The sequence below is a fragment of the Moritella sp. genome (assembly GCF_013215705.1).
Lineage (GTDB): Bacteria > Pseudomonadota > Gammaproteobacteria > Enterobacterales > Moritellaceae > Moritella.
The window spans coordinates 199321-218998 of the sequence record NZ_JABSQR010000004.1; the positions used below are offsets into that span (position 1 = coordinate 199321).

The 19678-nt window shown below is 39.6% G+C and carries 20 protein-coding genes and 1 tRNA gene; 7 read left to right on the forward strand and 14 right to left on the reverse strand.

Going from position 1 to position 19678, the window contains the following annotated elements; all coding sequences use genetic code 11:
- Positions 1-139: 139 nt before the first annotated feature.
- A complete protein-coding gene (locus HRT96_RS01300; protein ID WP_006031507.1) occupies positions 140-334 on the reverse strand; it encodes a DUF4250 domain-containing protein in 195 nt (64 codons plus the stop codon).
- A gap of 73 nt (positions 335-407) precedes the next feature.
- Positions 408-1025, reverse strand: coding sequence for a sel1 repeat family protein (locus HRT96_RS01305; protein ID WP_293151092.1), 618 nt, complete (start codon positions 1023-1025; stop codon positions 408-410).
- Between the two features lie 246 nt (positions 1026-1271).
- Between HRT96_RS01305 and queC the strand changes: the two genes are divergently transcribed.
- Positions 1272-2000 carry a 7-cyano-7-deazaguanine synthase QueC gene (gene queC / locus HRT96_RS01310; protein WP_293151095.1) on the forward strand — a complete coding sequence of 243 codons (729 nt, stop codon included), beginning with the start codon at positions 1272-1274 and terminating at the stop codon, positions 1998-2000.
- Between the two features lie 85 nt (positions 2001-2085).
- Here the strand turns inward: queC and HRT96_RS01315 are convergent, their stop codons facing one another.
- A complete protein-coding gene (locus tag HRT96_RS01315; protein WP_293151097.1) occupies positions 2086-3360 on the reverse strand; it encodes an HAAAP family serine/threonine permease in 1275 nt (424 codons plus the stop codon).
- A 516-nt stretch (positions 3361-3876) separates the two neighbouring features.
- Between HRT96_RS01315 and HRT96_RS01320 the strand changes: the two genes are divergently transcribed.
- Positions 3877-4704 (forward strand): AraC family transcriptional regulator, encoded by an 828-nt coding sequence (locus HRT96_RS01320; protein WP_293151100.1) that lies wholly within the window; start codon positions 3877-3879, stop codon positions 4702-4704.
- Between the two features lie 144 nt (positions 4705-4848).
- Here HRT96_RS01320 and HRT96_RS01325 read toward each other — a convergent pair whose 3' ends face one another.
- A complete protein-coding gene (locus HRT96_RS01325; RefSeq protein WP_293151103.1) occupies positions 4849-6990 on the reverse strand; it encodes an amidohydrolase in 2142 nt (713 codons plus the stop codon).
- A 604-nt stretch (positions 6991-7594) separates the two neighbouring features.
- On the opposite strand from HRT96_RS01325, the gene HRT96_RS01330 reads away from it, so the two are divergent.
- On the forward strand, positions 7595-8266 hold the full coding sequence (locus HRT96_RS01330; protein WP_293151107.1) for a LysE family transporter: 672 nt from the start codon (positions 7595-7597) through the stop codon (positions 8264-8266).
- On the opposite strand, the gene HRT96_RS01335 is transcribed toward HRT96_RS01330, so the two are convergent.
- Positions 8259-8780 (reverse strand): GNAT family N-acetyltransferase, encoded by a 522-nt coding sequence (locus tag HRT96_RS01335; RefSeq protein ID WP_293151110.1) that lies wholly within the window; start codon positions 8778-8780, stop codon positions 8259-8261. The two genes, HRT96_RS01330 and HRT96_RS01335, sit on opposite strands and share 8 nt — an antisense overlap.
- 84 nt (positions 8781-8864) lie before the next feature.
- Positions 8865-9329, reverse strand: a complete 465-nt coding sequence (locus HRT96_RS01340; RefSeq protein ID WP_293151113.1) for a GNAT family N-acetyltransferase — start codon at positions 9327-9329, stop codon at positions 8865-8867.
- Positions 9330-9529: 200 nt separating this feature from the next.
- Between HRT96_RS01340 and HRT96_RS01345 the strand changes: the two genes are divergently transcribed.
- On the forward strand, positions 9530-10039 hold the full coding sequence (locus tag HRT96_RS01345) for a M23 family metallopeptidase (protein ID WP_293151116.1): 510 nt from the start codon (positions 9530-9532) through the stop codon (positions 10037-10039).
- Here the strand turns inward: HRT96_RS01345 and HRT96_RS01350 are convergent.
- From HRT96_RS01350 to trpS, 3 genes are read right to left on the reverse strand one after another with little or no spacing between them, the layout of a single operon-like run.
- Positions 10007-10597, reverse strand: coding sequence for a dienelactone hydrolase family protein (locus HRT96_RS01350; RefSeq protein WP_293151119.1), 591 nt, complete (start codon positions 10595-10597; stop codon positions 10007-10009). The genes HRT96_RS01345 and HRT96_RS01350 overlap by 33 nt on opposite strands.
- A 14-nt stretch (positions 10598-10611) precedes the next feature.
- The gene (locus tag HRT96_RS01355) at positions 10612-10923 is read right to left on the reverse strand and encodes a cupin domain-containing protein (RefSeq protein ID WP_293151122.1); all 312 of its coding nucleotides are present in this window, start codon (positions 10921-10923) and stop codon (positions 10612-10614) included.
- 14 nt (positions 10924-10937) lie between these two features.
- The gene (gene trpS, locus HRT96_RS01360; protein ID WP_293151125.1) at positions 10938-11996 is read right to left on the reverse strand and encodes a tryptophan--tRNA ligase; all 1059 of its coding nucleotides are present in this window, start codon (positions 11994-11996) and stop codon (positions 10938-10940) included.
- Positions 11997-12288: 292 nt separating this feature from the next.
- Between trpS and HRT96_RS01365 the strand changes: the two genes are divergently transcribed.
- Together HRT96_RS01365 and HRT96_RS01370 are read left to right on the forward strand one after the other, a co-directional pair.
- Positions 12289-13242 carry a D-2-hydroxyacid dehydrogenase gene (locus tag HRT96_RS01365; RefSeq protein ID WP_293151128.1) on the forward strand — a complete coding sequence of 318 codons (954 nt, stop codon included), beginning with the start codon at positions 12289-12291 and terminating at the stop codon, positions 13240-13242.
- Positions 13243-13401: 159 nt separating this feature from the next.
- A complete protein-coding gene (locus HRT96_RS01370; protein ID WP_293151131.1) occupies positions 13402-13794 on the forward strand; it encodes a hypothetical protein in 393 nt (130 codons plus the stop codon).
- A gap of 17 nt (positions 13795-13811) precedes the next feature.
- On the opposite strand, the gene HRT96_RS01375 is transcribed toward HRT96_RS01370, so the two are convergent.
- From HRT96_RS01375 to HRT96_RS01395, 5 genes are all read right to left on the reverse strand, one after another.
- Positions 13812-14786 carry an FAD:protein FMN transferase gene (locus HRT96_RS01375; protein ID WP_293151134.1) on the reverse strand — a complete coding sequence of 325 codons (975 nt, stop codon included), beginning with the start codon at positions 14784-14786 and terminating at the stop codon, positions 13812-13814.
- Positions 14787-14850: 64 nt separating this feature from the next.
- A complete protein-coding gene (locus HRT96_RS01380) occupies positions 14851-16119 on the reverse strand; it encodes a DUF3570 domain-containing protein (protein ID WP_293151137.1) in 1269 nt (422 codons plus the stop codon).
- The gene (locus HRT96_RS01385) at positions 16110-16322 is read right to left on the reverse strand and encodes a DUF4266 domain-containing protein (protein ID WP_006034018.1); all 213 of its coding nucleotides are present in this window, start codon (positions 16320-16322) and stop codon (positions 16110-16112) included. The genes HRT96_RS01380 and HRT96_RS01385 overlap by 10 nt, the downstream gene beginning before the upstream one ends.
- A 33-nt stretch (positions 16323-16355) precedes the next feature.
- Positions 16356-16904, reverse strand: a complete 549-nt coding sequence (locus HRT96_RS01390; RefSeq protein ID WP_293151142.1) for a TlpA disulfide reductase family protein — start codon at positions 16902-16904, stop codon at positions 16356-16358.
- Positions 16905-17127: 223 nt separating this feature from the next.
- Positions 17128-17218, reverse strand: a tRNA-Ser gene (locus HRT96_RS01395).
- 306 nt (positions 17219-17524) lie between these two features.
- Between HRT96_RS01395 and nrdD the strand changes: the two genes are divergently transcribed.
- The gene (nrdD, locus tag HRT96_RS01400) at positions 17525-19660 is read left to right on the forward strand and encodes an anaerobic ribonucleoside-triphosphate reductase (RefSeq protein WP_293151145.1); all 2136 of its coding nucleotides are present in this window, start codon (positions 17525-17527) and stop codon (positions 19658-19660) included.
- The last annotated feature ends 18 nt before the right edge of the window (positions 19661-19678 follow it).

Genomic DNA, 19678 nt, shown 5'->3' on the forward strand with positions numbered 1-19678 from the left:
TTGGCTTGTTACTTTTTTACTGGGTAAATGGATAAATTGGTAAATTGACTAATACCAATAACAACGAATCGATATTTTTCTGTCCAGCCAGTATAAAGAGCGCATTACAAATAGTAAAATTTTAACAATAGGTTAAGCGTTAAAAATTTTTAAACTGATTGGTTTTTGTATCGTAATGATAGCCAAGTGTATATAATTTATTCGCGAGCGCTTCGGTAGGCATCTCATAACATGCTGAGAGATCATGTAGATCGGGACATTCAAGTCGCAGTTTTTCATTAACAATACCGAGTAGGATCGCGGTATCCATTTGTTCAAAATTACTTAAATCCATCTTCATCACCCATCATATAAGTACTGATAAGTTAAGTGTAGAAGACCCAAGTTATTTTAACAGGTGGAAGATTCTAGGCTGATTTTTTAAACCAATTACTAATAAAAGAAAAACGGGTTTTCTTACGTTGTACGAGTTTCTCTAAAATAGCTTCATCGGTCCATTGTTCGGACATTTTACGGGCATTATCAAGTGCTTTACAACCCATTTTACCTTCAATCATTTTCAACACTTTTTTAATTTCTTTACTATCTTCGCCATTTAATTGTGCCGCATTAAGCCAAGCATAACCTAACCCATAATGCTGCTGGATACCTTCAGCGTACACATACATCATACCTAATTGGACTTGTGCTTTAACATAACGCTTCCGTGCGGCTTCCGCATACAGCTTAAATGCTTGGTTCTTATCTGTATCAGTGCCTTGCCCATTAAAGAACATGCTTGCGAGGTTACATTCGGCAGCAGATAATTCATATTTAATCACGTCTGCTGAGTATGCGTCTGGATCACTAGTAAATGAACGTACCGCAATGCTGTACCAGTAAAAAGCATCCTCAAAATGGCTTCGTGCGTAGCACATATCTGCAGCAGCAAGTTGAGAAAAAGGGTGGCCCTGCTCTGCCTCTGAGATAATTTTTAAACTGGGATCTTGCGGCTTTAATTGCGTGTTTTCACTATTATTTGACATGCTTGTGCTTACCAATAAAAAACAAAAAGCCAGCAACCGCCGACTGATAGATAAAATTCACTACTATATTTTTATACAGCAGTTGTTACATTCTACCGAAACAACATCCTCCTGCATAGATGCTATTACCACGTTGTTTTTTAACCACTGACAGGTAATTGTTTAAGCGATTTAAACAACCGATTTAACCTTGTTTGAATATTCTTATGCTACTATCGCCTTATTAAAGTAGATAAAGGACAAAAAATGTCACAGCAGACAGCAAACAAAGCCGTATTAGTATTCAGTGGTGGTCAGGATAGCACTACCTGTTTAGTGGATGCACTGCAACGTTATGACAGCGTAGACTGCATTACCTTTGATTATGGCCAGCGCCATAGCCAAGAGATCGAGGTAGCGAAAAAAACTGCGGCTTATTTTGGTATTAAAAATCATAAAATCATCAATGTTGATCTGCTTGGTGAATTAGCGATTAGTTCGCTAACACGTGACGACATCGCAGTTTCTCACGAACTAATGGATAACGGTTTACCAAATTCGTTTGTCCCTGGTCGTAATATCTTATTCATGACGCTAGCAAGTATCTATGCTTATCAAATTGGCGCGAATACGGTTATTACCGGTGTGTGTGAAACTGACTTTTCTGGCTACCCTGATTGCCGAGATGAGTTTATCAAATCAATTAACCAAGCTTGTAACCTAGGAATGGCGAAAAACTTTAAATTTGAAACGCCATTAATGTGGTTAAACAAAGCAGAAACATGGGCGCTTGCAGACTTGCATGATGAACTTGATTTCGTTACTCATCAATCACTGACTTGTTATAACGGTATTGTGGGTAAAGGTTGTGGCGATTGTCCTGCGTGTTTATTACGTAACAACGGGTTAAATGATTATCTAATCAATAAAACGCAACACATTTCGGCGCTAAAAGGCAAGCTACCACGTTTATCAAGCATTAAAGCTACATCATAATAGCGCTTATAATAAGCAAGCCAGAACTCAATTGTATGTGCAATTTAAACATATGCAATTGAGTCCCTTTCTTTATTTTCAATTTTTATAAAAACACGTTAAATATCAATGCTGAAATTGCAATCAATCCCATGATGGTAACGAAGATATTACTTAACGCGCCACGGTATTTAGCCAATGCTTCAACTTTAGATACCGCGTACATTGGCATCACAAACAAGATCATCGCAATAACCGGTCCCGAAAACATTTCCATCATATTTAAAATACTTGGATTCATTACCGAAACAGCCCAGATACTAGTAAACAGTAGAAAAATAGTCAGCTTGTTAATCGCAGCAGGCGTCATATTTACTTGTTTACGTATCAGACCATTTAAGCCTTCACGTGCACCTAAGAAGTGGCCAAAAAATGAAGATGTAATGGCAATAAAAGCAATTAACGGACCTAGAGAAGCAATTAAGGCATTGTCTTTCACATTTGCAAGATACGATAAAACAGATATATTTTGTACTTTAGCTTCTAACAACTGCTCAGGTGTTAAACTAAATACACAAGAAAATACAAAGAAAATAACGAACGAAATAAGCATGATTGACGTACGTTTCAGGATCTGTTCTGACTTCTCCCCAGCTTGTTGACCATAATGGCGCTTTTGTGCCGTGGAAAAGCTAGAGATAGCCGCGGCATGGCTAAACGCAAATACCGTGACTGGCACGGCTAACCATAACGTACGCGAGAATTCACCCATATCCGTCGCCATTGATATATCAGGCACTTGCCAATCTTGGATCATGTAAATTGACAGTCCAGCAAGAATAAGCACCAATGGATAAACGATGATCTCAAACGCTTTCAGTACGAGCTTTTCTCCTCCCATCATCACGCCTACCATACCTGCAACCAATATGCCGGATAACAACACACGTGAAGGAGATACTAAACCAAGCTGATTAACAATAAAACTATCGATCGTATTGGTTAAGCCAACACCATAAATAAGCAAAATAGGATAAATAGATAAGAAATACAGAATAGAAATAATACGACCTGCGTTGGGGCCGAAATGTTCTTCCACAACATCGGTAAAATCAGCTTCAGGTTTTTTCGATGACAGTACAAATCGAGATAAGCCTCGATGCGCCAAGAACGTCATAGGCCCAGCGAGCAGAGCCATAATGATCAGTGGCCAGAATCCACCAGCTCCGATATTGATAGGTAAAAACAATATACCAGCGCCTACGGCAGTACCAAATAAACTAAGCGTCCACTTCGTATCATGGGCGTTCCAGCGGCCAGCAGCTGAATGAGACTTAGATTGTGGTTGAGAATGAGATTGACTACTTTTAATATTTAACACGTATTAACCCTTGATATATCGAATGCAGTGTATTAAACAGATCTTCAACTAAAATGTAGATAACTTAACTACCCACGCCTTAAAAATCAGTTGAATGGACAATACATAGGCTTAATATCGATGTAAAGTATTGTTAACCATAATACAACATAGGTCACATCAAATTTACACATTTGTGGGTATAAACACACATATGGCGATGAAATAACAGCGTAATAGTGATCGATGACCAGCTCTGTCTCTAAACAAAGGAACAGAACGTTTCGCCGCCAGAAATAATTACATCTTTGGATCGATCTTTAATCTCGACATAACTACCTTCGTGCCATATCGCTAAATCACCAGAATGGAACCGACCTCAGCAAAGGTGAACGAACACTTTGGCACGCGTTTAAGCATGGATTAATCTTGGCCTATACCAAAATAATCTTTATGCAATTATTTACTATCACCGCCAACACCGCACTGTTAGTATGCTGATTAAGGTAATGTAGGTAAGTGATATAGGTAGACACGATGCGACAAGAAAAAATTGAATACTGGCATAATCCTGTATTACCCAATATTGAACTAAGCTCAGCGAATGTTGAACAGTTTGCTTTCGAACGACATATCCATCTTGATTATCACATTGGTATTGTAACGAGTGGTTGCCAGCAATATCAGCATAAGGGTAAGCAATATCTCCTTGCTCCCGGCTTTATTTCTACGTTAAATCCAGATGAAGCGCACAATGGCGAGAACATTACGCTTGGTGGTTATCAATCACATGTAATGGCATTACCCGTTGATTATGTTAACGATATTAGCCGAGAAATGAATCAGTCAGAAACCTTTTTCAATGCCCCTCTTATCAACAATCCGACGCTATCGCGTGCCTTCTTACATTTACATAAACTCTTGACCACAGAGCAAGATGGTTCTGCACAACTACACATTGAAACCACAATGATCGCGTTCATCACAGAATTGTTTATGCACCATAGCGGTATTCCGATACAGCAACACATATCAACCAAACAACTATCAACGCAGCAGCTAAGTTATATTAAAACGTTATTCCACGATGAACCGGGTCAGCCATTCCAATTAGATGATTTAGCACAACAGCTTGATTTAAGTAAGTTTCAATTTCTACGTCAATTTAAACAGTCGATGGGAATGACACCCCATGCATATTTAAAAAGAGTACGATTAGAGTATGCGAAAAAAGCGTTAATGAAAGGTGGTAACTTGTCTGATGTAGCCTACCAGGTTGGTTTTTTTGATCAAAGCCATTTTAATAAAGCGTTCAAGAATGCCTACCTTATTACCCCATCCCACTTTCAACGTCGTGTACTTTAGTTATTTAAGACACAAACTGTGTTCTAACATCCTTGATGTATTCACAAGATAGTTTCCTAAATCCTAGAGAACCAGTGTCAAACACTGGTTCTCTAGGTAAAACATTGTAAATCAATAAGATCTAGATAAGACTAAATAACAATTTTAATGTCCACCGTGCTGAAAATAGAGCTTTTCTAACGATGGTAAATTTTGTATCAAAAATTTAATATCATCATTTTTCATCGCTGCTAGTTTTTCAAGTCCCTTACTATGTAGGTTGTCAGGGATAAGACTTCTGACATCCGAACGAGCGCCTGACTTAATCAATTTGCGTAGCACAGACAGTACCTTCTCGGTGTCACGTTGACTATTAATGACGTCAAAAAGTAACTTTCCATCCACATACGTTTGTACGACAGTTGGTGTATCTACTGAAGTTCTAGGATCAGCTGAAAGAACAACCACATCGCCAAATTTTCCGACTTCCAGAGAGCCTCGTGTATTTTCTTCGCCATATTGATAAGCTGCCGTAACAGTATTGGCCATCAACGCCTCATCCCAAGTCAATTGATGTTCACGACCTAAGGGCTCTGATAATGTCTTACACTCACCTTTTACTTTCGCATGCTCGGTATCACACATTTGTCGTTTTACCGCAGTTTCCATAATATGCATAGGATCGATAGGAACAATCGGAGCATCACTGTGTAGCGTAAAAGGTAAGTTTATATCTTTAGCCCAACCTGTTGCACTGATGTTTTCAGCACGGCCATCTAAATCACCAGAATTACCAAGAAAAGTATTTTTATGGCGAAGCCCCCAATAATATACGTGCTCAGTAAAGAAGGATGGGATCATACCTAAATCTTTGAGTCGATCCATTTGTTTACGCGTTGTAACTTGCGCATGTATTGCCACCAATCTTTTAGCCTTAACCTCTTCCTTACTAATAACACCATCTGAAATAGCTGTTTCAATGGCCACCAAATATTGTTCCATAGCCGCATCACCATTAACATGCGCGTATATTTGCCAATTATTTTTCAACAAATTTTTCACCACGATATTCAATTCTTTATCTTTAATCTGTGGTTGTCCCTGCCAATTTTCACAATTTTCATCGGGGCAATCAGTGGGGTTAATAGAATAATAAGGGGCGGATAAATGTCCAGTATAGCCCTGTATCGAACCATCAAGAACTAGCTTTACTCCTCCAACTTTGAAAAAATCAGTCTCTTTCGGTAAAAAATTAGGGGAATCAAAGTCGCCTATCGCTTCTGCACTCTCTTGATCTGGTAAAATAACGAGTCGTGGTGTTTTACTGATAGCTTGAATAATCTTTAACAACCTTCCCGAATACGCAGCCTTGGGTGTCAAACCGTCCTGAGCGGTTGTCACTCCGACGGATAAATAACGCTCTCCAACACGCAGAAGTCCGAGTAAGACTTGCTCCATAGGTATATGTGATGCAACTTTAGTTAAGGCATAAGCGTGAGCGGCCTCCTTCAATACACCGTTTGGTTTAGCGGGATCACTTTCTATAACAGTATCAGGTTCACCACAGCAAATAGCCTCACCACGATCATCAAGAATTTGCTCTGAGAACTTATTTAAGATGAATCCTTTGTCGTCTACGCCATAAATACCTGCTTTTTCAAGAGCTTTAGTATTCGCGGAACCCATATGTGAAGAGGTGTGGGTCACATAAACGGCACGCTCAATCAAGTCAAGCTGTTTGGTAGTAGGATGCTGTTTCTCTTCGAGCAAGGTGTCATCATAGCCATTGCCCATAATCCAATCTCGATTTGACCAGCCATTCCACTGCGTAGACTTTTGATTTAGAGAACCGAGTAATGTGAATGGATCATCTAAGCTACTTGCATCACCAATTTTAACTACATCACCCAGCGGTGGACTTTGCAAATCGGCAAAAGGTGCGTACAGCCCATGAATCAAAAAATGACTATGCGAATCAATGAAGCCAGGAACAAGCGTTTTCCCTCCTAAATCAATTTTTTTCTTTTTTGGAAGATATCGGCAATGTCTTCCTAGGCTTTTAACATCGATCCCAACACTAACTATTTTACCTTTAATAATACACAATGCGCCTGCATTTTCATTCAGTAAATCCCCGTCCGGAGATGTCTTCATAGTAATAATATTACCATTGTAAAATAACACATCTTTATTATGAAAAAAGGTATTACCACCAATACCAGCAACGGCAATAGGTGAGATAAGCATCGTAGAAATAACTAACGACAACGTACTTCGTTTAAGTCGTACGGTACTGAATTTAATCATAAAATCCCTATGTAGTTTATTGAAACAGCCCTCCTGGCTGCTCTAAGATAAATTAATACTATGGGTATAGGAAAGGGGCAAGCAACAAGTTAAAAGCTTAATTTATTTACGCTACCACGAACAAAAATGTAAATAAATTTGCGTGATAACTCACAGTATTCAACATTAATTAACAAGCATAATGTACCCAGTTATCTTGCACGTCATTACTGGATATGTAACTGCTTAAGCACTGACTGATTTAAGTACGTTTCTATTTCTGCGATGTCTTATTTAACTGTACGAGTACCACTCTCACACTTTTCAGTGTTCACAAATTTATTCCAACATAAGAAAGTAATCAATGAGATAAATATGACCGCTGAAGACAGCACAATATAACCAAAAAAGTATGTTGACCATTCTCTCTTAATATCAATCCAACCTAGCCAATCATTAATTAACATGAGAGGTATAGATAATAAGCCAAAAATAATTTAGATGTATTAACAGGCTGTTATTATGTTGATTAATCAAGACAGGTATCTACTCTGCAATTTTTTCCTATAATCTTCGTTCTTCAACCAGCAAAATAGCGACAGAATTTACGTTTAAGGATTTATCAATGAACATCGAACTATTGTTATCACTCGCTATTATTCACGCTGTTGCCTTAGCTAGCCCAGGTCCTGATTTTGCTTTGGTTGTCAGACTTGCAAGCCAAGAATCAAGAAGTACCGCGATTGCCTCTGCCGTGGGTATCTCAATTGCTATTTTAATTCATACCATCTTAAGTTTAACGGGCGTCAGTCTGATTATTAAAAGCTCACAAACGCTATATACCATTGTGCAAATGGTTGGCGCAGGTTATTTAGCATTGATGGGATTTGGTGCAGTAAAAGGTGCTCTCCAACATTGGAAATCGAAAATATCGGTAGACAATAATCAACTTAAATTAAACCAATTCACACCTAAACAAGGCTTTATGCAGGGGTTGTGGACTAATTTACTTAACCCGAAAGCCATGGTGTTCTTCATTACCTTATTCTCAGCCATGATCACGCCTGATGTTAGCCTTGTCACTAAGCTATCTGCAACCGTCATCATGTTGGTATTATCGCTAATTTGGTTTGTATTTATCGCCTTGATTTTATCAAAGCCGATGATCCAACAACGCGTACAAAAAGCAGCGCCAGCAATCAACTTGTTTACCGGACTGCTGTTTATGGCGGTATCCAGTGCAATCATGTATAACTTGCTTGCAGGCGCTATGATACTTAGTGAAACGACTATTTAGATTGAGGCTTAGATTGATGTTTAGAGTGGGCTTGTAGATTTAGCACCATCAGCTTTGCGCCTTGACCATAACTTGGACATACCGAGATATGCTCAAGGCAGTTAAAGCCATATTGTTGCCAAAATGGCGCAGAGTCTTGTACCGCCGTTAATAATAGTCGCTGACAGCCTACATTTTGCATTGCTATGATAAAATTATTAATTAGCTGACTGGCAATACCTAAGCCACGAGCATCACCTGAAATAGCCAGATCATGTAAATATACCTCGCAGTAGCCTGTATCAACCACAACAGCCTTACCTAGTTTTGGAACTTGATTTCCCAACCATGGATGCGCCAACAAATAGCCGAGTACACTATCATCTGCATGAGTAAACACGAAACAACTCGTGGGTGAGGCAATCCACTTACTTTGTAAGACGGTTAAATCTTCATGAAGATGACTTGCGTAGGCATCTGACTGGATCTGCATAATCGCATCCCAATCCGTCTCTTTAATCATTCTAATCGACATTTACTGTTCCTAAAAAATTTTTCTAAACAAGTATTCCTCAACAAAATGTTACTAAACAAGCATCCAAAATCATCAACCTAATTTTTACCCTGTGATTAAAGTTTTCGTCATATATAGGCTGTACGGGTCTTCACGATAATTAGCGAAAGGTGCACATTCATTAAAGCCAAAATCTCGATATAATTTTTGAGCGGGTATAAACGAATCAGGTGTACCCGTTTCTAAGCTAACTGTAGTAATTCCTTGATTTTTTGCTGTAGCCAAAATATGAGTTAATAATTTCCGAGCAACTCCTTGTCGAAGATAAGAGCGATCTGTGCGCATTGATTTTATCTCAACATGACCCGCTGCGATTACTTTCATCGCACCACAGCCAGCAAGATCACCATTTATCCACGCACTCCAAAAGGTCACTTCTGGCGCTTGTAGTCCAGTTAAATCTAACGCGTGTACACTTTCAGCAGGGGTATGCTCTAGCATGTCTTCATGATGCTCTTGTAATAACAGTGCGACTTCTTTACCTTTTAAATCATCAATTCGAATTTCCATTTCTAACATCCTTTATTATTAACTAACAACAACGTAATAAATAATTTAACATCTTATTTAAATAAATCCACACTATCCAACTTATTTCCATTCCAGATTCGACTATCCAAAAACATTACGCACACTAGAACAGCGCTTTATAGCTAGGATAAAACAATGTAAATTGAACAAACTGGAATAATAACTGTTGGAGAACGTGAATGAAATTCAAAGCTTTAATGTCTATTGTCACAGTATTAATAATCGGTTTTATTATTCCCGAGCCCAAACTAATTCCCGTTAAAAACGCGACGAGTAACGATTGGAACTCGGCAACTTTTTGGTACGAGCCATGGGGTACATCAGGTGTTCATAAAGGCATCGATGTATTTGCTACGAGTGGCACACCTGTGGTTGCGGCGACAAATCAATTAATTTTATTTCGAGGCGAATTCAAAAAAGGTGGCAAAGTTATCATCGCAATCGGTCCTAGTTGGAAATTGCACTACTATGCTCACCTTGCAACAATAAATCATAATAGTGGTTTTTTCAGTAGTGCTGGCTCACAACTAGGAACAGTTGGAGATAGTGGAAATGCCAAAGGAAAGCCCCCTCATTTACACTATTCTATCCTAAGTTTAATCCCTCGTCCTTGGCTTATAGACAGCTCTTCACAAGGCTTTAAGAAAGCGTTCTATCTAGATCCGATTAAATATTTCAACGCTATCTAATTTACTACTGTCATTCATTTTATCATTAAAAAATGTCGCACCTATTAATGAATAATTATCTGATAATGAATTCATAAAACCATGATAAAAACTGGTTTTAATACAGTTAACCTGTTTTACCGATGACAAGGCTGCAATAACATCATCAACCTCAAAGTGCCTTTCCTCACAAGGAAATACCAATGTCACAGGGCAACAAGGTATTACATCCAGATGGTTACGGATCTGACTCGGATAGAAACCAATGCAATGTTTGATTAATGGATTCAAGTGTTGGTCGATGGCTTTCCATGCGGCAGATGCCCCAGCACTAAAACCAAGTAATACCACCTCATCTTCTGATAATGCAATCGCTGATGACACGGCCGAACTATACCGCTCATGACCACATTGAGTCATGAAGGTATCATAAGCGGCTTGCTCATTAATGAATGTTTGCTTATAGCCATCGTAAGGATCAATGACCGTTACCCTTGTCAGCTCGGTTGAGAGTGACGCAGAAAGTAAGTCGATATCCGTTGTCAGGCCAAAAATATCTGTGATTATAATAATGTGCATGTGTTATTTATCCATCAATAATGTACAGCTAACCAAACGGTTTCGACATCAGGGTCCGTCCACGCGACTTTATGCTTTTGGTGTGCAGGGATATTAAGGTAATCACCCGCTTTCAGCGTAATCGATGGCTTGTCATCAAAATCAATAATAGCACTGCCTGCAATAACGATCACCCATTCACTTTGCGCTTGATCATACCAACCAAAATCTGGCGATGTTTGCCCTTTTGAAATAATACGTTCTATTTTGACCGTATCACTGCTAACTAAATCGTCAAAGATTTCACTGCTGAGATCGGAAGGTATCGAATCAAAGATATTATTCATGTTTAATCATCCTTTTAAAACAGATTTAGACCAAAGGCACACTTCACCTGACGTAATACATCATTAGATTCATCTTGAGAGCGCTCTGTTCCTGCTTTCAATATCGCAATTAACAGCGATCGATCCGCGATGAATTCTTCTCTACGCTGTCGGATTGGTTTTAATAGGTCTTGTAAACACTCTTCTAGGATCTTCTTAACGGTGCCATCCCCTAAACCACCAGCTGAATATTGCGCTTTTAAATTAGCTACATAGTCTTGATCTTGATGGAATGCATCTAAATACGTGAATACCACATTTCCGTCAACTTGCCCCGGATCGCATACACGCAAATGATTCGGATCTGTATACATGGCTTTAACCGCTTTGCTGATCTCTTTTTCACTTGAACTTAGCATGATGGTATTGCCCATAGATTTAGACATTTTACTTTTACCATCGACACTCGGTAAACGTGAAACCTTACTTAATAGTGGCTTACATTCAACTAAAATGTCTTGCTGGGCAATATGGTTTAATTTTCTGACGATCTCATTGGTCTGTTCCAACATAGGTAATTGATCTTCACCCACAGGTACTAACGTGGCTTTAAATGCGGTGATATCTGCAGCCTGACTAATCGGGTATGTTAAGAACCCAGCAGGAATAGAACGACCAAATGATTTACTGTTGATCTCATTTTTAACCGTCGGATTACGCTCCAAACGAGCAATAGACACTAAGTTTGAGTAATACATTGTGAGCTCAGCCAATGCTGGAATGGCGGACTGTAAACAAATAGTGGTTTTTAATGGATCGATGCCAACCGCAAGATAGTCCGCGACAACATTTAAAATATTCGACGAGACTTTTTGTGGATTATGACCATTATCAGTGAGGCCCTGCATGTCAGCAACTAAGATAGTTTGCTCATATTGATGCTGTAACTTTACACGCTGCTGCAATGAACCGACAAAGTGGCCTAGATGCAAAGAACCCGTTGCACGATCACCCGTGAGGATCTTTTCTTTGGTCGCGTTATTTTGATTTGAATTAGCTGTTTGGTCTAAGTGTAGTGATAGGTTATTTTCCATTGTATATCTCCAAAATAGATTACCGGAGACATAGATACTTTATTCATCAGTTGCCATCCGGCGATCTGTGAACAAAAGTATTCAACACCGCTCTTATAAAAGAGAGTGCCACCAAGATGTTGTGATAAGTGCAAAAATAGGGTTTAATTTCATGTATTAAAAGTATCAGCCTATGCAAATTAGCGCAAGCGATATTTAATACTTACTTTCAACCTTAACCATTAATCTTAACTATCAATCTTAACTATCAATCTTAACTATCAATATTAACTATCAAATTGGACTTGTTTACATGGATACTATTGTCTTTCTCGACCGTTCTACAATCCCTGAACACATCACCATCCCTCAACCTAATACTGATTGTCAGTGGCAAGAGTATGCGACAACAACACCGGAGCAAGTGATTGAACGTCTGCAACATGCAAGCATTGTCATTACCAATAAAGTCATTTTAAATACGCAGATATTAAGTCAGTGCCCACAATTAAAAATGATTGCCGTAGCGGCGACTGGCACCAACAACATTGATTTAGATTATTGTCGTCAGCACAGCATCACCGTCAGTAACATCCAAGGCTATGCCACCAATTCGGTACCTGAACATGTATTAGCCATGATGTTTGCACTAAAGCGAAATCTTGTCGGTTACCATCAAGATATTCAAGCCGGTGTTTGGCAGCAGCAAAAACAATTCTGCTTCTTTAGCCATCCCATTTCCGATATAGCGGGATCTACGATAGGTATTATTGGTAAAGGTAGTCTCGGTAATGCTGTTGCAGCGTTGGCCAAAGCCGTCGGCATGACGGTACTTTTTGCTGAGCGTAAAGGTGCGAATGAGTGCCGTGAAGGCTACAGCCCATTTGAATTCGTCTTACAACAAGCGGATGTACTGACATTGCATTGCCCACTTGCAGAGCAAACGCACAATATCATCGGCAGTGACGAATTTAAGCTAATGAAAAGTACGAGTGTTTTGATTAACGCGGGACGTGGTGGTCTGGTTGATGAAATTGCCTTGGTTGATGCATTACATAACCAACAAATAGCTGGTGCAGGGGTTGATGTATTTACCCAAGAGCCTGCTAATGATAGTAATCCCTTAATCGCTAATGCACATTTACCTAATCTTATATTAACGCCGCATGTCGCTTGGGGATCGGACTCTGCTATTCAGACATTATCCAACCAGCTGATTGCCAATATAAATGCCTTTATTGCAGGTGATCCGAAAAGCCTTGTTTAATATAGTACAGCTAATATCAAAACAATACCTGACGCATTATGAAAGTATGATTTGAAGACGAATAAACCACTAGTCAATTGTAATTTAAAAGGTTAATGACTAATATTTCTATTGTATTAATGGTAATTAAGATATTAAACATCAAAGGAAATGCAATTTATGAAATCAAAATTAGAGATCTACGCTTTATCTGTATGCTTTGCCGCAATGATCTGCGTTGTCATATCTTCTGGTATTGGCGGATATGCTTTTGTTCGAGTTTTAAATCCAGAATTAACAATGAGCTCATATCAATACGATCAATACCAAACAAATGATGCCTATTGGGCTAGAGATAATTACCAATATGCAGATGACACAACACCAGTAAATAGACCATCGGAAAAAGAACTAACTACAAAACGTGTAGCGTTATTTGCAATAGCAAAAAATAGTGAAAAAAGGGAGGGAATGCAAACACTAACAGGGTCATTCATTTTTTTATTTACAGGTCTGACTACTCTCCTTATTCATTTAGTCGTTGCTAAAAAATCAAGAGTAAAAGACATATAGCCAGAAACCAAGCTAAATCATGATAACCAATAACGGCAATCTTGCGCTTTCAAGAAGTCTTCAGCAGACTCACCTTGTAATAACGCAATGGTTGCCAGCATGCCCGCTTGCACACAGTTTTGGGCATAGACAGTAATTTGAGCAGGGCCACCAGTAATGGGGTAGCCAGTCTTGGGGTTGAGAATATGACCATAACGTTGGCCATCGACTTCAATATAGCGCTGACTATCACCACTACTTGCAAGACCTCCTTGGGCTAAGCTAATCATAAATTTACTTTCACCAAGATGCTGTGGATCTTCTACCGCGACTTGCCAAGCGAGCCCATTACTGCGTGATTTATTGGCGTAAATATCACCACCAAAATTCACTAAAAAGGCACTATCCGTTTGGTTATGCTGTATTTCCCCCTCTAACAACTGCGCCACTTTATCTACTGCGTATTCTTTGCCAATGCCACCAAAATCGATTTTCATGCCTTTAGGTACACTTAATAACGGCGCATTCCAATTCGCTTTTTGCCAGCCGATATTGGGTAACAGCGCTTTAATATCAGCATCACTCGGTAGCTGAGTTTGTTGCTTAAAGTGCCAGAGTTTACCTAATACACCAGAGCTGATATCAAACAATCCGCCACTGAGTTGGAAACATAAATCAGCTAAATTAATCAACCGTGTCGTTTCTTCATCTACCGTAATGGTTTCATCAGCAGAACGATTAAGACGAGCAACAATATTGTCATCACGAAAACGACTGTATTTTAGTTCAATGCGTTTTGCTTCTGCATATGCGAGCGCGGTAAGACTATCCGCGAGTGCTTCATCAGCGTTGTCTAATAAGATCTGGCAAGGGCTAGCCATGACGGTGAACTCACCGAGCCAATAGCCCGCTTGTTGTTTTAAGGTAAAGGCTGTTTTTGAAGTTCCGCCTAGCTGTAAAGTATTACCTTTATTTAACGGATAGTCTTTATTTAATGAATAAGCTTTTTTCAAACCTGATCCCTGCTTGTATTCACATCGACATTTATCACTGTATTAAACGAGATTAGAAACGCGATTAAAAACGATAGAAGCTCTGCAACATAACGGCGCTTTTATCAGGATACAAATCAACACCTGCCATTCCAGCACCTTTTGCCAACGAGCCATCACCCGTCACCTGAGTAAGATAATATTCAAGCCGCACACTGAACTCATTACCCGCAATCGGTAAACCGTATTTCAAGCCAATAGTATAAGTGTGTAATTCACCCAAGCGATAGTCCGCGGTCATGTATTCCGGTATAGGCTGGCTTTCATCAAGATAGACCCGATAAAAATCAGCCGCTTGTTGGCTGTAATAGCGGAGGTGCGGTTCAATAAAATGCTGATTTGAAAGTTGTACTCGCCATTTACTATCAATGGTATGTGACGTTATGCCCCAGTCATCCCAAAAATAGCGATAGCTAACATCCAGCACTTGACCCGATGGCTGTATATTGTATTTAGTACGCCAAAATAGGCTTTGTTTGGTGTGCTGGTCAGGTCGATTCTCATACACATAATCATTCGCCCAACCATTACTGTCAACCACCGATAATATTTTAAAGGGGTCTGTTTGATAACCACTGACATCACTAATCGAATAGTTTAATTGCATCAATGTTTGACGATCAATGACTTGCGTTAAACCAAAGAGTAAATCAAGGGTTTGCTTGGTATCAGAATCCGTTAAACGGTTGTTGGCATCATCAACCGAAACACCGGGATCGGGGATGCCGCCTTCTGGTTCAATAGTATCGTAGGCATAAGCAAAGCCGAGAGATGCAGTGGTATTACGATTATTAAAATCACGCGCCAGCGCACTGTTGATCGACAAAGAAAGGTAATCATATTCTTTAGACACGTTTGCGCCACCAGAATATAACCAAAAACGGCTTAACTGTTGTTGGTATTGTGTACTCAGTGCAACCCGCGTATCATGAAAAGTATCATCAAGCGGAGTATCACCTGCAGCCGTAGTGTAACGGCCATTACCTGACGGACGGGTAAATGTTTGCGCTTTATTTTGTGCCACCGCGCCATTAGGTGAAGCACCGGTCAGTACATCGATAACACCTTTAAAATTAATACTGCGCTCGTCATCGATTTGCTTAGTGAGAGAAAGTGCCCCCTCATAGGCTTGCACTTGATGCTCACTTTCTGCATAAATCAACAGACCAACATCAACATCCCAGCTATCGAATTCTGACGGCTGAGCGGTCACTGGCGCAGTAAGTACACATGTCGCAGCCGCAAGTGTCATTGAAATGTTAGTAAAGGTCTTACTTTTTCTTTTTAGTTGCATCCGCAACCTCCCCCAGCAAAACTACCGCCGCCGCTAGAGCCTTCTTTACTGAAATAAGTGTGATCCTCAAAACCCATTTCCATCGGGTTTTCCACAAGCTGCATTTCAGGTTTAGCTAACAAGTCTCGTTCCCAAGGTTTTACCCCCAATGACGAACACGCTGTCAGGCTTAGGATGCTGACTAATAATAAAACCCGTCTCATAAAGCGCCTCCACAACAAATTAACTGAATCAGGTTATTCCGAGTTCTGAGACAATAACGACAAGATCTCGGCTTCATATGTATCTAACTCCGCTAATCTAAAGCCGACATGCTTATAAACAATCTCGCCCTTCTTATCAAGTATAAATGAATTAGGCAATCCCATGATTTCATATTGCTCAGCGACAATACCTTGTGGGTCAAACGCAATGGTCAATTTATTCGGGTAACGCTGTAAAAATTTGGTCGCTAAAATAGACTCTTGATCCATATTAATGGCAATAATTTCAAATCCTTGTTCGCCATATTTAGCAACCATCTTATCCATCCACGGAAATGAACGAATACAGGGCGTACACCAAGATGCCCAAAAATCCACTAACACCACCTTGCCACGATAGTCAGCAAGATTCACTCGCGCGTTATCAACACCTGGTAAGTTAAACGTAGGCGCTTGGCTCACTTTATTTTCAATAACACTCACAGAGCTTTCGGCAAACGTGAAGGTAGATAGAAGCAAACTGATAATCACAGAGATAGTGATGAGGAAAGGACGAATACGGTTAAGGATAAACGAGTTCATAAGCTAATGTCTCAACAAAAATGAAGAATACCAATCATATATACCCAAGCTACTTCAAGATGCACAATCAGTGTTAACACTGTGAGTATAAACGTGTGGGTATAATAATAATAAAATTAACAGAGGATTAGTGAAAAAAATAGAAAATATGTGAAAAGTAGATATAAAAAAACGCTAAGCGACGACTATTATCTAGTAATCAATTAGCGTTTTCTTGAATGGATGGCGGAGGAGGAGAGATTTGAACTCTCGAGGAGCTATTAACCCCTGCTGGTTTTCAAGACCAGTGCATTCGGCCACTCTGCCACCCCTCCGCAGCAATGGAGCGAATATTAGTGTAACCGATTAAACTTGTAAAGCTTTATTCTTCGATAATATATCACTGTGTATTTTACGTTTGAATATCGTTCAAAAACCAACTTGCAAGTAAAATCAATCCATTTTTTGACAAAAAACACAGTTAAAATAATTCCTTATTCAGCCGTAACGAACCTTGATCGAAATCAATACTTCAAAAGTAAACTTAACGCCTAATACACTACATATTGTGTTCTATATTGAAAGTTCATCTATATATAGTATCACCGTGTAATATTATTGTTAATTTTAAGGAGTGTTTCGTGGATTTATTTGTCATCAAGCGTGATGGTTGTCGTGTGCCATTTAACATCAAGTGCATACAGGATGCCATATTCGCCGCTGCTAAATCAGTACAGCAAGAAAGTAGCAGTTATGCAGCAGAAGTGGCGAACAACGTTCATCGAATACTCATGCAACAAGATGTTTCTAGCGAACACGCCATTGAAATCCACACCATTCAAAATACGGTTGAAGACGTATTGATGCAAGCAAGTAATAAGCTTGTTGCCCGTGCTTATATCGAATATCGCCATCAACGTGATATAGCCCGTGAAACACAAAGTATTCTTACTTATGAGATCAAAGGGCTTATTGAACAGAGTAATGAATCACTGCTCAACGAAAATGCCAATAAAGACAGCAAAGTAATTCCGACTCAACGAGATTTACTGGCTGGTATTGTCGCTAAGCATTATGCCAAGCAGCATATCTTGCCGCGCGATATTGTCCATGCCCATGAAGCGGGCGACATTCATTATCACGACCTTGATTACGCACCATTTTTCCCGATGTTTAACTGTATGCTGATCGACCTTGATGGCATGCTCACCCGCGGTTTCAAAATGGGTAATGCCGAAATTGAAACACCAAGATCAATCACCACAGCAACCGCAGTTACCGCACAGATCATTGCCCAAGTAGCCAGTCATATTTATGGCGGAACAACGATTAACCGTATTGATGAGATCTTAGCGCCTTATGTCACCGCAAGCTTTAAGAAGAACACCTTATTAGCAGAAGAATGGGACATACCGAATAAAGAAGGATTTGCTCGCTCACGCACAGAAAAAGAATGTTTCGATGCATTCCAATCGTTAGAGTATGAAGTAAATACCTTGCACACTGCTAATGGCCAAACTCCCTTTGTTACCTTTGGCTTTGGTTTAGGGACGAGTTGGGAAGCCCGTTTAATTCAGCAATCAATTCTTAAAAACCGTATTGCCGGTTTAGGTAAGAATCATAAAACGGCTGTGTTTCCAAAACTTATTTTTGCAATTAAAGATGGCTTAAACCATAAGCCCGAGGATGCAAACTACAATATCAAACAGCTTGCGCTTGAGTGTGCCAGTAAACGTATGTATCCAGACATTTTAAATTACGACCAAGTGGTTAAAGTCACCGGCTCATTTAAAACGCCGATGGGTTGCCGCAGTTTCTTAAATACCTATGAAGAGCAAGGTAAATTAGTGCATGAAGGTCGTAACAACTTGGGTGTTGTCAGTCTTAATTTACCGAGAATCGCTATTCAAGCAAAAGGCGATGAATCACGTTTCTATCAATTACTCGATGAGCGTTTGATTCTGTGTAAACGTGCGCTAGAAACGCGCATTTCACGCCTTAAAGGTGTAAAAGCACGTGTCGCACCAATCTTGTACATGGAAGGTGCTTGTGGTGTTCGCTTGCAAGCAGATGATGACGTATTAGATATTTTCAAACATGGTCGCGCATCTATTTCTTTAGGCTACATTGGCTTACACGAAGCAATCAATGCACTATTTGGTAATCAAACCCATCCTTACGACAGCAAAGAATTACAGCAAAAAGCCATTGCCATACTTTCCCACATGAAAGCGATAACGGAGCAATGGAGCATAGAAACCGATTATGCATTTAGTTTGTATGCAACACCCAGTGAAAATCTGTGTAGTCGATTTGCTAAATTGGATAAAATAGCCTTTGGTGATATCGCTGATGTCACCGATAAAGGCTATTACACCAATAGTTTCCATTTGGATGTTGAGAAGCAAGTTAATCCATACGACAAAATTGATTTTGAAATGCCCTACCCTGCAATTAGTAGCGGTGGTTTTATTTGCTACGGCGAATTTCCGAATATGCAACACAACATTGAAGCATTAGAAGACGTTTGGGATTACAGTTATTCACGGGTTCCTTATTACGGCACTAATACCCCGATTGATGAATGTTATGAGTGTGGTTACACAGGCGAGTTTGAGTGTACCAGTAAAGGTTTTACTTGTCCTAAGTGCGGTAATCACGATGTTGCAAAAGTATCAGTAACCCGTCGAGTCTGTGGTTATTTAGGCAGCCCTGATGCGCGCCCTTTCAATGAAGGCAAGCAAGAAGAAGTAAAACGCCGCGTTAAACACTTATAAACGTTTATACTATTTATA

Bases quoted from the DNA above. Each gene is read 5' to 3' on its own strand.
- HRT96_RS01365 (WP_293151128.1), top strand. From the start codon at position 12,289: ATGGATACTATTGTCTTTCTCGACCGTTCTACAATCCCTGAACACATC.
- HRT96_RS01345 (WP_293151116.1), top strand. From the start codon at position 9,530: ATGAAATTCAAAGCTTTAATGTCTATTGTCACAGTATTAATAATCGGT.
- HRT96_RS01380 (WP_293151137.1), bottom strand. From the start codon at position 16,119: ATGCAACTAAAAAGAAAAAGTAAGACCTTTACTAACATTTCAATGACA.
- HRT96_RS01330 (WP_293151107.1), top strand. From the start codon at position 7,595: ATGAACATCGAACTATTGTTATCACTCGCTATTATTCACGCTGTTGCC.
- HRT96_RS01385 (WP_006034018.1), bottom strand. From the start codon at position 16,322: ATGAGACGGGTTTTATTATTAGTCAGCATCCTAAGCCTGACAGCGTGT.
- HRT96_RS01340 (WP_293151113.1), bottom strand. From the start codon at position 9,329: ATGGAAATTCGAATTGATGATTTAAAAGGTAAAGAAGTCGCACTGTTA.
- HRT96_RS01300 (WP_006031507.1), bottom strand. From the start codon at position 334: ATGGATTTAAGTAATTTTGAACAAATGGATACCGCGATCCTACTCGGT.
- HRT96_RS01370 (WP_293151131.1), top strand. From the start codon at position 13,402: ATGAAATCAAAATTAGAGATCTACGCTTTATCTGTATGCTTTGCCGCA.
- HRT96_RS01390 (WP_293151142.1), bottom strand. From the start codon at position 16,904: ATGAACTCGTTTATCCTTAACCGTATTCGTCCTTTCCTCATCACTATC.
- queC (WP_293151095.1), top strand. From the start codon at position 1,272: ATGTCACAGCAGACAGCAAACAAAGCCGTATTAGTATTCAGTGGTGGT.
- HRT96_RS01325 (WP_293151103.1), bottom strand. From the start codon at position 6,990: ATGATTAAATTCAGTACCGTACGACTTAAACGAAGTACGTTGTCGTTA.
- HRT96_RS01355 (WP_293151122.1), bottom strand. From the start codon at position 10,923: ATGAATAATATCTTTGATTCGATACCTTCCGATCTCAGCAGTGAAATC.
- HRT96_RS01335 (WP_293151110.1), bottom strand. From the start codon at position 8,780: ATGTCGATTAGAATGATTAAAGAGACGGATTGGGATGCGATTATGCAG.
- trpS (WP_293151125.1), bottom strand. From the start codon at position 11,996: ATGGAAAATAACCTATCACTACACTTAGACCAAACAGCTAATTCAAAT.
- HRT96_RS01320 (WP_293151100.1), top strand. From the start codon at position 3,877: ATGCGACAAGAAAAAATTGAATACTGGCATAATCCTGTATTACCCAAT.
- HRT96_RS01350 (WP_293151119.1), bottom strand. From the start codon at position 10,597: ATGCACATTATTATAATCACAGATATTTTTGGCCTGACAACGGATATC.
- HRT96_RS01305 (WP_293151092.1), bottom strand. From the start codon at position 1,025: ATGTCAAATAATAGTGAAAACACGCAATTAAAGCCGCAAGATCCCAGT.